This is a genomic window from Bacteroides salyersiae WAL 10018 = DSM 18765 = JCM 12988, assembly GCF_000381365.1.
In the GTDB taxonomy this organism is placed as follows: Bacteria; Bacteroidota; Bacteroidia; order Bacteroidales; family Bacteroidaceae; genus Bacteroides; species Bacteroides salyersiae.
Genome location: NZ_KB905466.1, coordinates 897,797 through 910,910 on the forward strand (window position 1 = coordinate 897,797; position 13,114 = coordinate 910,910).

Here is a 13,114-nt window from a genome sequence, read left to right on the forward strand (position 1 = left end):
GTTTATTTTATTCCACACTGGCATCAGTGAGATATACATACAACGAATAATCATCCATCATCGATCCTTCGAGCACCGCGTTGATATACTCGTCGGCATCGCTGTCAACTTCTACTGCTTCAATAGATGCTGTTTCAGTAGTTTCAGGCTTATAGTTTACAGAGGCCACACGAATAATAAGTGCCGCTCCGACAAACATGGCTGCCATATAAAAAAGTGGTTTCAATTTATCCCACTTCGTTGGTTCTTTCACTTCAAAGGCAGGTTGTTTTTGCTCGGGAAGCTTGTCCATAACTTCTGAAGTAAGATTTTCAAAGTAACCTTCGGGTACTTTAAAAGCATTCCCCGTGCCCACTTTCCTCAATATTTCATCTTCTTCTTTCATATAATCTTCTCCTCTCTTTTTCTTAGACATTGAATGATTTAAAAGGTTTAATCGATCCCTTCCAAAAACTTTTCGATTTTCTTCACCGCGTGATGATAAGATGCTTTCAAGGCACCGACGGATGTTCCGAAGATATCCGACATCTCTTCATATTTCATTTCCTGATAATATTTCAGATTGAAAACCATACGCTGTTTCTCCGGCAAAGACAACAAAGCCTTTTGCAACATCAATTGTGCCTGGTCGCCCGAGAAATAAGGATCGCTCTCCAGCCTCTGGACAACTGCTGCTTCCGGATCGTCAATGGCTACGGTATTCATGGCACGTTGCTTATTCAGAAAAGTAATACATTCGTTTAAGGCGATACGATAGAGCCAGGTGGAAAGCTTCGCTTCCGCCCGGAAATAATCAATATTCATCCATGCCTTGACAAACGTATTCTGAAGCAAGTCGTTCGCATCATCGTGAGAAAGCACCATCCGCCGGATTTGCCAGTACAACTGTTCGCTATATTGCGACACAATCATCTCAAATCCTTTCCGCTGTGTACTCTCATCCTGAAGGAGCAACAAAACCTCTCGTTCATTATAAGGGTTCATAAGGTTATTAGTATTCAGTATGTTATGTTTTTATGGTTCAATTTATTCAATGCTTCAAGTAAAGGAGCATCGTATTTATAGATATCATCACAGTAACTGAGCTGCCCGGCGGCATCCAGATACATTGTCTGATAATCCAGATACACAGGAACAGACTCCTTCAAACTATAATGTTTGAGTTCCCGATACGCCTGGCTGCGAGTCAGTTTCTTTCCTTCATCGCTTTTCGGTGCTATATCCATTGCGATCCGTATGCGGTCTTCCAGCAGTTCATCGGGTTCTTTCAACAGAAAGAATGCAAAATCCAATGCTTTCTCCAATCTCACACAGCCATGACTCACAGCACGATTAGCTCTGGCAAATGTTCGCCGGGAAGGTGTATCGTGCAGATAGACAGCAAAAGAATTAGGAAAACGAAAAATAATACGGCCCAATGAATTACCTTCTTTATTATCCTGTTTTACAGTAAAAGGAACACCTGCCTTGTATTTAGACCATTTTATATCACGAGGGTTTACCCGAACTCCGTTTTTATCGTATACTTTCATACGATTTCGGGTAAAATAAGTCGTATCACGAAGGTAAGACGGAATGATTTCCTTACGTATGATATTCTGGGGAACATTCCAATACGGATTTAATTCCATATAATAAATCCGGCTGGAAAGCAAAGGTGTCTTATTTCTTACTGAACCGCAACAAGTACGCATTTCAAGAATAGAATCAGTTTCTTCATTAAATGCCTGAAGCATGCAAGCCGCCACATTGACAAAGACGTATTTAGTTCCTTTCTCCAATGCATACTGCCAACGGGCACGCTCCATATTGATATGCAGCAGATCTTTGTAATAAGAAAAAGGATGATTCAAATAGCGAATGGTATAAGTACCGATTGAATGATCAGTAGCCAAGCGGTTGTTTATCCGAAAGCGGTTGACAGCTTCCAGCAAAGCAGGAGTCAACACATTCTCTATGGAATCCGAATCCTGTTGCAGTTCTCCCGTTTGCAAAAGCCTTTGTGCTATCAACGGTACAATCCGGTGTCTCTCTCCTACTTTCAATAATGTATCACCAATAAGAGGAATCGGCTCGAACTCAAATTCACCTAAAGAATCCAGACGATCCGACTCTTTCTGCAAACTCAAATAGAACCGGGAAGACGGCTGAACCTGACGAAAAGCGGAACAGGCATCTTGTTTTAACCTATCCAATGCTCCTTGCGCAAACTCCTTATCACATTTCTTCAACGGAATAAGAGATACATCTTCTTTCTTCGATTTCGTAATTGCCAGTTTACGGACATCGGAAGCCTTTTCTTCCAGATTGTTCAGGATTTCGGAAGGAGAAAGAAAACCGAATGCAAGCCCACAAGCATAATGTAAATAGGAAGCCGTCAATCGATATTCCAGACCAGCCAATAAATGGTTGACACTCTTTTCGTTCAACTGCAAAGAACGAAAACGTTCCAGATCACTGCGCATACCGGAAACAGCAAAAAGTTCGGGATTTATACCGTGGCGATAAGAATTCTCCAACCAATAAAGCAAGGAGTCCGTACGTGAACCGATTTCATCTCCGAACCAGATCAGGGTATCATTAGCAGTATAATATTCGGTAACGACCGAATCCCAAACAGCAGTATCACGGACGGCCGACAGATTCATACGGATATACCGGCGAATACTATCGGAATTTATCAAATAAGCAGGATTTACCAATTCATGAAAGGAAGACAAAGCAAGAGCTTCCAAAGTTTTCGGTTCCTTTTGCTTTTTGCAAGCAGACAATGCAACGAGCAGAATAAAAAAGCTTAATAATATCCGCTTCATCATCCGCTCTTTATTTTATTACTACTTTCCGGACCGTATCGCCTACTTTAAAAATATAATATCCTTTAGGCAAGTTCAAAGTAACTGTTTTATCGGCTGTATCAATACGTACAGACGTAATCTTTACTCCGAGAATATCATATACTTCCATCGTTGAACCCGGAGTAGCATTCTGAACACGGATCGTTGTTCCGGACACGGTAATAGTAAGAGAAACCGGCTCATGTTGAACCGTCTCCACCTTTCGTCCGTCCTGTGCCATCACAGAAGAAAAAGACAAAAGAGCCAAAACCAAGAAAAAGTATAAAAATAACCTTTTCATCTGATGCGCATATGAATCTATTTTATTCTCTACAAATATACGTTGTTCCATTCTATAAAACAAACTTTGCCCCCGAAAGTTGCTATAGATTAATACAGAGATTCTCTTTTGCCAAAATCGTAGAAGGGAAGATGGCAGCAGCCTCATCCAGCAACACCTGTTCATTTTCATAGCGGGCAGAGAAATGCCCAATGACAAGTTGTTTCACCTCTGCATCCAAGGCAATCTGAGCCGCTTGAGCAGCAGTCGTATGGAAAGTCTCTTTTGCACGGGCCGACTCTGTCTGTGCAAAAGTTGCTTCATGAAACAATAAGTCCACTCCGGAAATCTGTTGAACTATTTCTTTCCGATAAATCGTATCAGAACAATATGCATAGCGTCTGGGTGGAGCAGAAGGTCTTGTCAAGCGTGAATTTGCAATAACATCCCCTTCCAGAGTTACAAAATCTTCACCATTCTTAATACGATTCAATTCATATACAGGCACTTGATAGAAATCTATCATTTCGCGAATAATATGATTGGGACGAGGTTTTTCAGCAAATAAAAAGCCACAGCAAGGAATGCGGTGTTGTAAAGGAATAGTCGTAACCGCTACTGAACGGTCTTCGTAAATCACACTGGGTTCTTTCGTTGCAAACTCATGAAAAACGACCCGATAACTCATGTTCTTACAGAAGAAAGCCAACAACGGAGAAAATAGTTCCTCAAGTCCCTTAGGAGCATGAATATGCAATTCGGCTGTACGCCCGAGCAGTCCGAAAGTCGAGATAAGCCCAAGCAAGCCGAAGCAATGATCACCATGCAAATGTGAGATAAAAATATGATTCAAGCGCGAAAACTTCAACCGGGACTTACGAAGCTGCATCTGTGCCCCCTCGCCACAGTCTATCATAAAAAGTTTATCACGCAGGTTTATCACTTGTGAAGTTGAAAAATGCCGTGTAGTAGGTAGCGCAGAGCCACATCCCAATATATGTAATTCAAATCTCTCCATAACGGACACAAAGATAAAGAAAAAAGGGTATCAGCATGCTGATACCCTTTCTAAAAATATATTGGAAAAGAATTATTTCTTACCTTCCAACTGTTCTTTCAAAGCTGCCAGAGCGTCAATGTCACCCAAAGTTGTAGAAGCAGCCTGATTTTGGATCATCGGAGCGTCTTCTTTCTTTGAAGATGCTTTCTTTGCATTAGAAGCTGCTTTCTTTTCAGCTCTTTCTTCTGCTTTTGCAACATCTTCGAAAATGCGGCTATGAGAAAGGATAATTCTCTTAGCATCCTTGTTGAATTCGATCACTTTGAATTCAAGTTTCTCATCCAACTGAGCCTGTGAGCCGTCTTCTTTTACAAGATGTTTCGGAGTAGCGAATCCTTCAACACCATAAGGAAGAGCAACTACGGCACCCTTATCCAACATTTCGATGATTGTTCCTTCGTGTACAGAACCTACAGTAAATACAGTTTCGAATACATCCCAAGGATTTTCTTCAAGCTGTTTGTGACCAAGGCTCAAACGACGGTTTTCTTTGTCGATCTCCAATACCTGAACTTCGATGTCTGCACCGATCTGAGTAAATTCTGAAGGGTGTTTAACTTTCTTCGTCCAAGAAAGATCAGAGATGTGAATCAATCCGTCAACACCTTCTTCGATTTCTACGAATACACCGAAGTTAGTGAAGTTACGAACTTTTGCAGTATGCTTAGAACCTACAGGATACTTCTCTTCGATTGTTTCCCATGGATCTTGTTTCAGTTGCTTGATACCCAAAGACATCTTACGTTCTTCACGGTCCAGAGTCAATACAACAGCTTCTACTTCATCGCCCACTTTCATGAAGTCTTGAGCAGAACGCAGGTGCTGTGACCATGACATTTCAGATACGTGAATCAAACCTTCAACACCCGGAGCAATTTCGATAAATGCACCGTAATCAGCCATCACGACTACTTTACCCTTCACGTGATCACCTACCTTCAAGTCCGGATCAAGAGCATCCCATGGGTGCGGAGTAAGTTGTTTCAGACCCAAAGCAATACGTTTCTTTTCGTCATCGAAATCAAGGATAACAACGTTAAGCTTCTGATCGAGTTCAACCACTTCTTTCGGATCGCTTACACGTCCCCATGATAGGTCAGTGATATGGATCAATCCGTCTACGCCACCCAAATCGATGAATACACCGTAAGAAGTGATGTTTTTAACGGTTCCTTCAAGAACTTGTCCTTTTTCAAGCTTACCGATAATTTCTTTCTTCTGTTGTTCCAGTTCAGCTTCGATAAGAGCTTTGTGAGAAACAACCACGTTTTTGAATTCCTGGTTGATTTTAACAACTTTGAATTCCATTGTTTTTCCAACGAATACATCATAATCACGGATCGGCTTAACGTCGATCTGGGAACCCGGCAAGAATGCTTCGATACCGAATACGTCTACGATCATACCACCCTTAGTGCGGCATTTGATGTAACCTTTGATAATTTCTTCATTTTCCAAAGCAGCATTCACACGATCCCAAGAGCGAGTAGCACGTGCTTTTCTGTGAGACAGAACCAACTGTCCTTTTTTGTCTTCCTGATTTTCGATATATACTTCTACAGTATCACCTACTTTCAAATCGGGATTGTAGCGGAATTCATTCAAAGGAATGATACCGTCTGATTTGTAACCGATGTTCACAACAACTTCACGCTTGTTCATTGCGATTACGGTTCCGTCAACTACCTCACGGTCGTTAACTTTGTTAAGCGTACTGTCGTAAGCTTTTTCAAGATCTTCGTGGCTGGCGCCGGCGAATGATTCGCCATTCTCATACGCTTCCCAATTGAAATCTTCAACAGGAGCAATGTTCTTTAAGTTTTCCATTAATAATTACTTGTTTTGAAATACTTTAATTAAATAAGACATTATATTATCTATAAATCGGGCGCAAAGATAGAACATTTTTCGGGACTAACAAAAAGTTAGAACAAAAAAAGCCGTCTCACGACGGCTAATTTTCAGACACTTAAGTTATTCTGTATGCAATTTTACAATTTATGAGGTTTATTTCTTCCGGTCGAATGCACATTAACCGGATTACCTTTATAGCCTACATCACCGCTCCCCGAAATATCGCACTTCAATGTACCGGAAACATAGCATGAAATATCTCCGGAACCATTTACCGTAGCGTCTACATCTACGGCTTTCAAATCTTTCGCATCCAGGTCACCGGAGTTTCGCAGCATCAAGACAGCCTGTTGAACTGTACCTGTCACTTTCAAATCACCGGAACCATTCAACTCGGCTCTTACATTATTTCCCTGGATACCTGCAAAATTCAGATCACCGGCACCCAGTAAGCTAATCACAACATCACCTACCACATTTCCACCTTTCACTTTCAGATCACCCGAACCTTGAAGAGTAGCAGCCGCAGACTTTGCCGTCATATTATAAATATCGATATCACCGGAACCTATCAGATTCAAAGCTGCATTCCCAGCTTTCACGCTATTCTTAATAGAAATATCTCCGGAACCTTGCAAAGTGACCGCAAGATCATTTGCACAAACAACTTCACCGGCAGTAATATCCCCGGAGCCCTGCAATGTCAAAGACAAATTATCACATTCCAGTTTACTATCTAAGACAACGTCTCCGGAACCTTGCAGATGCACATCTTTCAACATAGGACTGGAAGCCATTATTTTAAGTCTCCCCTGTTTGCCAAATTCAATGCTGGTCCTATTCTTAAAAGAAATGGATAATACACCATCTGTTACCGTACAATCCACCAAGTCGATCACATTATCCGAACCATAAATTTTTAATGTCGACTTATTATTGGCAGACTGTGTATAAATGACTGTAGGACTTCCCAAGAGTTTGATTTTATCGAAGTCTTTGATCTTAACTTCTTTGGTTTTATACGTTCCACTGGCTTTTACACGTCTGGTCTGAGCACAAACCGTTGTTACAGAAAACAAGAATGAAAACAATGCAATCATTCCGATAAATCCCTTCATTTTACTATTCATAGGTTTCAATTTTGTAGTTTCTATATTAATAGACGACCAGCAGTGGGAAAAAGTTGCATGGCATAGAAACTTTTTTGTAGAAAATCAGAGATAAGTAATAATAAAAATATAAATCGGTACAGTTTTCATTCGCAGCGTTTCTCTCCTATCTATAAAAAAACAGATAGTTGACTATGAACTTACCCCCTTCATCTCCTTCACCTTTTTTGCTCTATCGGCTTATTCATCGGAAATTAAGGGTGAAAGCGATCCCCCTCTTGCTATGCACCGTGCTTGCCGTCAATAACAAGCGTGCTCATGACTCGTAAGAACCGCCTTTATGGTGCATAAGGACCGTGCCGACCAGGGCTTCACCCTGCATCTACGACGAATAAAGGCTTTGATTGAAAAAGGTGAAAGCGGTGAAGAGGGTAAAAACATACTGAATAAAGGCAGTTTGCAGAACAATTTCAGTTCATAAGTCAAAGATTCATGCTGAAACCGGTGGTTCTTTTGCACTTTAGAAGACAACTCAAAAAAAATCTTCCACTATCCAAACATCGATCGACATTCAAATAGTGGAAGATAATTGTCAACTAAAGAGAGATTATTTTAGCATCAATTTCCGTATCACCGGATGATTCTGATCTTGCATGAAGACATAAGCAATATACACTCCGGCTTCAAGATGGTTTATACTGATATCACAAGACTCTTCTCCCGGAGCAGTAAACAGAACAGGTTTTCCGTCTAAAGAGTAGAGAACCAAAGTCTCTATCCTATTTTCACTTTCCAAATGAAGCATTCCTTGATAAAGCGACATTGTTACTTCTGACAAAGAAACAGGTGATTTACAGATACCGGTTCCTGTAAATGATACAGTTACCGATTCCGAATCCGGTGTATCCCCAAAAGCACCTTCCGCGCGTACAGTATATACATTCTCTCCAGAAAGCGGAGCGATATCCGTAAAAGTAGAAGTTACGGAATTACCTATTTTCTCTCCATTGCGGTAGATGGCATAACCTGTTATCATTGAATGCTCTACCTGCGGATAAATAGCGACATCATCTACATGCCACCAGTAAGATAGCCCCGTCTGATTTGTATCGTATGCATGAAAAGCAATCTTCATGTTATCAGACATATAAGGAGATAAATCGATATCTACGCGGGTGTATTTGTTCACTACAGAGCAATCTGTTTTCAAATCCCAAATCTGCTTCCATGTGGTACCACCGTCCGAACTTACTTCTACATAATAAAAGTTCTGCGGGTTATTTTTTTGCGGAGCTGTAGATTTTGAATAGAAAGTTAGCGATTTTCCATTGGCAAAAACAGGAGAAATCAGATATTCATCCTGATGGATATCTTCCCATGCCTCCAACAAGCGCATTGAATAATTTCCGGCATAAGGCTCTTTATACTTCTCGTTCTTTTGCCAGAGCCATCCCCGGTTACCCTCATTTTTGATTGTCCATTTCGCCAGATTACCCGAGTCTTCAAAATCTTCCATCAACGCCGGAGTTCCTTCATGAGGTGCCACCCACGTCAATACAACCGTATTTCCTTCTTCTTTGGCAGTCAATGCAGAAGGTGACTGTATTAGATCGGAACGTTGCGACACATTAACAATAGCAGTTATCGATGGATCTTCTACTCCCTGCAAATGAAAATCAGATATACGTAGCTGCGCATTCTCATTAGCCGATTTAGCCTGAAGAACGATTGTCGACTGGCCGGCCTCTCCCTGAAGCGGGGTAATTGTCAACCAATCGGGGACATCGACTATTCGCCATGCTACATCAGACTCAACAATAACTTGAGCAGTGCTGTTTATTGCCCCTCCCAAAGTGACATTCGGTTTAGGTATATAAATCTGCGGTGTCAGTTCCAACAAATCAAAAGAAATGGTCTCACCACAAGAGGATATATTTGCCAACGCAAATTTCGCTTCTTTACCGTCGCTGTAGAAAGGCTTAAGTTCCGCATTGCCTCCGATCGCAGTACGCCCGCTTTCTGCACTAAAAGCAGCTTTTGAGATATCACCGTCAAGTGTCACTGTTCCACCCGGACGAAACAGATACTGCTCGTCCAAGCGGGTAGTTCCATTATAATTCAGATTTCCACCCGTTACATTCGGATTAATGCGATAAACCAATAACCCGGAAGACGGTAACCCTCTATCAAATGTCCCGTCCTTTCTTCTATATTCCACTATAAAGTATTCATCCGAACCTGTCGGTTTAATCTTATATGCTATATTTTCTTTTGTTGTACCTCCTACCGGATTTAAGGTATAAGTCCCCGGAGTAGATATTTCAGGAATCTCGTCAATCCATTTACAATAGCGGTATTTAGTATAAGCGCTCATCTGCTGAGGAGTTGTCAGATTATCGGACATTAAATCCCAAACTCCTACCGGATTCAAATTATCATTTACATGATAAAGATCATATGTACCGAGCGTATGTGACATCTCATGACAAAGAACTCCTGTATTCAAAGGAACAGGACTCAGAGAACTCCAACCATTCGCATCATTGAATACCATCAGATACCCCACGATCTTTTTGCCTTTCACATAAATAGCTTTCTCATCAGGTAATGCCAAATCGGAACGGTGAGGCCATAACATATATTTACTGCTCAGATCGGAATTGCCGCTTACAATTATACAAATATTGTCGAGTAAACCATCATTATTGGCATCAATCACTACATCATCAGGAAGATTTTCAGACAAATAAGCAGCAAGCTCTTTTATTAAAGCTTGCTCACGAGCAGCTTTTTCCGTTTCATTACTATACCCTAAATCATTAATACTACTCTTTTCCCGATAATATCCACGCTCATTTTTAGCTTTATAAGAAATGATCTGTGTACCGTCTGATTGGGGAAAGAAAGAACTTTTCCAAAAAAGCTGATTATAAGAAGCTTCTCGAAAATAGCTATATACAGAATTAGCTCCTTCAACTTCAGCGTTAAACATCGTTTCGTAATAGCTGATAGGTTTGTCGAATTGCTCCTTGTTGTCTTCGTCATTAAAACGCAAAAAACAAACCAAGTTGCTCAACTCACCTTTATTCTTTTCGGCAGCCGACAGCAGTAACGGAAAGAATAAAACAACGATCCAAAGAATAGGATATCTCTTCATTGTTTTATGTGTTAAAAAGTAAATAAAAAAGGGAAAACAACTACCGTCCCATCATCTCAGATTCCAATGAGTACAAGCAGGTTTTCCCTATAAAAATTATTACCGGATAACAATCTTAGTGGTACGTTCGGTAGTACCGTTCTTTGCTTTCACAATATATATACCACTTGTCAAAGGAGACAAATTCATCTTGTCTGTTATAGCCGATGCGGCCAATACGCCGGTAGTTGTATAAACCTGCACATTTGCAACCTCTCCCAAAGAAAGGGTAATACCATCAAATTCAATTTCAGAATTAATTGATGTGTCATTAATACCGGAAGGTTTAGTTGAAGTAAGCACTTTCATTCCGTGAATATACAAAGGAGCTTTTGTCAATGATTCAAACCGGGCATAAATAGGAGCATCTGATTTTAATTTGAAATAGGGTTCATTGCCACTATCCAAAGTCTCCATTCCTGTCCATTCTTTTTGTCCGGCACTCATCAATGGCTTAAACATAGTTGAATACATAGCAGAAACAATTGTATAATCTTTAAAAGGTTTATCTTGTTCCGTCGTTCCTAACAGACGTACATAAGTTTTCACGCCGCTTGATATGAATATATTAAAAGATACACATGAAGGCATACGTACTACAAAACCGCCACCATTCGTATTCATTGCAGAAGAAGAACTGGCAGTAACAATAGCACCGGTTTTAGCATCCGCACTTTCCATTTCTCCATCAGTACCTGCTCCCTTTACAGCCGGATCGGCCGTAGAGTCTTCATAATCTCCAAAATCCGCACAAATCAACTGAATAATCTTTCCATTCGGATCTATCTTTCCATCTTCATTGTTTGCCTGACCGATATACTTGTCTATCTTTTCCTGCGTATCGAACCATATCCATCCATTGGCATCCACATCAGCCGGATCAAATAGATTATACTCTTGTGCATTTGCAAACATAACCACACTTAAAGTCATTAATAAGACCGTAATTTTTCTACTCATACATTTTTTTATTAAAGTTAATAATACATTGATTGATAAAGGTTAAACTTCCTCCCATTCTGGATTTTGTTCAACGCCATGATAACGTATTTCATCCCAAGGTATGGGATAATAATATTGCATCTGACGAAACTCACGTACACGTTTAGGATACTTGTTCATATTTGAAATCGTATATATCGGATCTTTACCCTCTTCTTTTACTATTTTCATCGCTTTCAAAGGATTAGTAGCTCCACTCATTTTTTCTACGGCAACTCCCCAACGAAGCAAATCCCAATAAGTAGTCTCTTCGAAAGCCATCTCTACACGACGTTCATTCACCAGTTGTTCCCAAGTCAGACTCGGTAACTCATCCATATGTACACGACGGCGAATTTGATTTACTTTATCCAACGCATCATCAACACGATTCTGCAAAAAATCAATTTCTGCATAATCCAACAAAACCTCTGCAAACCGCCAAATAATATAATTCTGTTTACTCGCATAAGTCTCATCACTATCAATTTTCTGCTGTTCATTTACGAATTTTCCTAAATAATATCCTGTTTTTGAAACAGCAGCATTAGCAGATGTTCCGTATGGCGTCAGATCTGCTCCAGCAATCTCTTCTTTACCTTCTTTATTATAGTGAATTTCCATTTCATGATCGCGAAAAATACAACCGTCATATAAGATATTCGCATAAAAACGATAATCCCTGTTATCATACGGGTGTGTCGGATCATAAGGTTTACCATCACGCATATTATATTCATCCACATGATTTTGAGTGGGTGAATAGGCTGCTATTGTTCCGCCAAAGAAAGGAGAAACAGATTCACGATCAAGCTTATGCCCGAACCCATCTGCGAAATCACCATCATTCGAATGTTGTACTTCCCAAATTGATTCCTGACTATTTTTCGTTAGAAAAATCTGACGATACTGTTCTTTTATTTGATCTTGTGTTGTTCCGGTTATCTGTATCAACGAATAAGGCAACTTCATCAATTCATCATATGCCTTAGCAGCCTCTGTCAACATGGCATCCGATCGATCATCCGGAAAACCTAAATACGATTTCTCCTTATTCTGAAATACCTTACTGGCTACCCAAAAGTAGGTTTTAGCTTTCAGCATTAGAGCAGCTCCTTTAGTAGCACGCCCTATATCGCTGGCTTCTAACTTATCAGACAATAAAGAAGCCGCTAAATCCGCCTCTTCCACAATAAATTCCACCATTTCTTCATAAGAGGCGCGAGGAAATTTTTTATCATCAATCAACGGATCATAATTGTTCTTTATCAGTAAAGGACCTCCAAACTGTCGCAACAATAAGTAATAATAATAAGCACGAAAAAAATGTGCTTCGCCCAATATGCGTTGTTTATGAGCGCCCTCCTGTATTTTTCCTTCATTCTCTAATAAAAGATTCACAGACTGAATACGAGCGTAATAATTATTCCAATTTACAAGTCCTCTACGAGTAATTTCACTGGAAATACTCTTCAAAATATCACCATAGGCTGTATTATACCAATCCGCTCTACTTATAGTTATTTGATCACCATACCAAGGTAAATAATCACGGCATGCCCCTTTTAATAATGATGAAGAAGTAGGCATATAAATTGAAAAGCCATTACTCATATTACGATACCAAGGCAATACATATTCATCAAGCAATAATTGGCTTCCCCAAATCGTTTCTTGGGACAATTTATTATAAGGAGCGTCACGGAATAAACCATCACATCCGGAAAGTCCGAATATTCCTCCACAAATCAAAAAAGATACTATATATTTTCTCAACTGCATACTATTTCTGTTTTTAAT

General features: G+C 40.1%; 11 protein-coding genes. 1 reads left to right on the top strand and 10 read right to left on the bottom strand.

Annotated elements, in window-relative coordinates:
- Positions 1–7: 7 nt before the first annotated feature.
- The 7 genes from HMPREF1532_RS03695 to HMPREF1532_RS03725 form a co-directional block, all read right to left on the bottom strand.
- Positions 8–415 (bottom strand): hypothetical protein, encoded by a 408-nt coding sequence (locus HMPREF1532_RS03695; RefSeq protein ID WP_005925007.1) that lies wholly within the window; start codon positions 413–415, stop codon positions 8–10.
- 17 nt (positions 416–432) lie between these two features.
- Entirely contained in the window at positions 433–984 is a 552-nt protein-coding gene (locus tag HMPREF1532_RS03700; protein WP_005925009.1) for an RNA polymerase sigma factor, read from the bottom strand.
- A gap of 14 nt (positions 985–998) precedes the next feature.
- Complete coding sequence (locus HMPREF1532_RS03705; protein ID WP_005925011.1) at positions 999–2,816, bottom strand: L,D-transpeptidase family protein; 1,818 nt, start codon at positions 2,814–2,816, stop codon at positions 999–1,001.
- A 7-nt stretch (positions 2,817–2,823) separates the two neighbouring features.
- On the bottom strand, positions 2,824–3,186 hold the full coding sequence (locus tag HMPREF1532_RS03710; RefSeq protein ID WP_005925013.1) for a T9SS type A sorting domain-containing protein: 363 nt from the start codon (positions 3,184–3,186) through the stop codon (positions 2,824–2,826).
- A gap of 31 nt (positions 3,187–3,217) precedes the next feature.
- Positions 3,218–4,132, bottom strand: coding sequence for a ribonuclease Z (locus tag HMPREF1532_RS03715; RefSeq protein WP_044097411.1), 915 nt, complete (start codon positions 4,130–4,132; stop codon positions 3,218–3,220).
- A gap of 72 nt (positions 4,133–4,204) precedes the next feature.
- Positions 4,205–6,001, bottom strand: a complete 1,797-nt coding sequence (rpsA, locus tag HMPREF1532_RS03720; RefSeq protein WP_005925017.1) for a 30S ribosomal protein S1 — start codon at positions 5,999–6,001, stop codon at positions 4,205–4,207.
- A gap of 164 nt (positions 6,002–6,165) precedes the next feature.
- On the bottom strand, positions 6,166–7,158 hold the full coding sequence (locus tag HMPREF1532_RS03725) for a GIN domain-containing protein (RefSeq protein WP_005925020.1): 993 nt from the start codon (positions 7,156–7,158) through the stop codon (positions 6,166–6,168).
- Between the two features lie 319 nt (positions 7,159–7,477).
- On the opposite strand from HMPREF1532_RS03725, the gene HMPREF1532_RS21250 reads away from it, so the two are divergent.
- Complete coding sequence (locus tag HMPREF1532_RS21250; protein WP_005925022.1) at positions 7,478–7,618, top strand: hypothetical protein; 141 nt, start codon at positions 7,478–7,480, stop codon at positions 7,616–7,618.
- A gap of 126 nt (positions 7,619–7,744) precedes the next feature.
- Here the strand turns inward: HMPREF1532_RS21250 and HMPREF1532_RS03730 are convergent, their stop codons facing one another.
- The 3 genes from HMPREF1532_RS03730 to HMPREF1532_RS03740 all read right to left on the bottom strand — a co-directional run bounded on the left by HMPREF1532_RS03730 (position 7,745) and on the right by HMPREF1532_RS03740 (position 13,096).
- Positions 7,745–10,294, bottom strand: a complete 2,550-nt coding sequence (locus HMPREF1532_RS03730; protein ID WP_005925025.1) for a M6 family metalloprotease domain-containing protein — start codon at positions 10,292–10,294, stop codon at positions 7,745–7,747.
- A gap of 99 nt (positions 10,295–10,393) precedes the next feature.
- The gene (locus tag HMPREF1532_RS03735) at positions 10,394–11,293 is read right to left on the bottom strand and encodes a T9SS type A sorting domain-containing protein (RefSeq protein ID WP_005925028.1); all 900 of its coding nucleotides are present in this window, start codon (positions 11,291–11,293) and stop codon (positions 10,394–10,396) included.
- Positions 11,294–11,335: 42 nt separating this feature from the next.
- A complete protein-coding gene (locus HMPREF1532_RS03740; RefSeq protein WP_005925032.1) occupies positions 11,336–13,096 on the bottom strand; it encodes a RagB/SusD family nutrient uptake outer membrane protein in 1,761 nt (586 codons plus the stop codon).
- Positions 13,097–13,114: the final 18 nt, after the last annotated feature.

Excerpts from the sequence above, each read along its gene's own strand:
- HMPREF1532_RS03705 (WP_005925011.1), bottom strand. The coding sequence starts at position 2,816 with ATGATGAAGCGGATATTATTAAGCTTTTTTATTCTGCTCGTTGCATTG.
- HMPREF1532_RS03700 (WP_005925009.1), bottom strand. The coding sequence starts at position 984 with ATGAACCCTTATAATGAACGAGAGGTTTTGTTGCTCCTTCAGGATGAG.
- HMPREF1532_RS03710 (WP_005925013.1), bottom strand. The coding sequence starts at position 3,186 with ATGGAACAACGTATATTTGTAGAGAATAAAATAGATTCATATGCGCAT.
- HMPREF1532_RS03725 (WP_005925020.1), bottom strand. The coding sequence starts at position 7,158 with ATGAATAGTAAAATGAAGGGATTTATCGGAATGATTGCATTGTTTTCA.
- rpsA (WP_005925017.1), bottom strand. The coding sequence starts at position 6,001 with ATGGAAAACTTAAAGAACATTGCTCCTGTTGAAGATTTCAATTGGGAA.
- HMPREF1532_RS03695 (WP_005925007.1), bottom strand. The coding sequence starts at position 415 with ATGTCTAAGAAAAAGAGAGGAGAAGATTATATGAAAGAAGAAGATGAA.
- HMPREF1532_RS21250 (WP_005925022.1), top strand. The coding sequence starts at position 7,478 with ATGGTGCATAAGGACCGTGCCGACCAGGGCTTCACCCTGCATCTACGA.
- HMPREF1532_RS03740 (WP_005925032.1), bottom strand. The coding sequence starts at position 13,096 with ATGCAGTTGAGAAAATATATAGTATCTTTTTTGATTTGTGGAGGAATA.
- HMPREF1532_RS03735 (WP_005925028.1), bottom strand. The coding sequence starts at position 11,293 with ATGAGTAGAAAAATTACGGTCTTATTAATGACTTTAAGTGTGGTTATG.
- HMPREF1532_RS03715 (WP_044097411.1), bottom strand. The coding sequence starts at position 4,132 with ATGGAGAGATTTGAATTACATATATTGGGATGTGGCTCTGCGCTACCT.
- HMPREF1532_RS03730 (WP_005925025.1), bottom strand. The coding sequence starts at position 10,294 with ATGAAGAGATATCCTATTCTTTGGATCGTTGTTTTATTCTTTCCGTTA.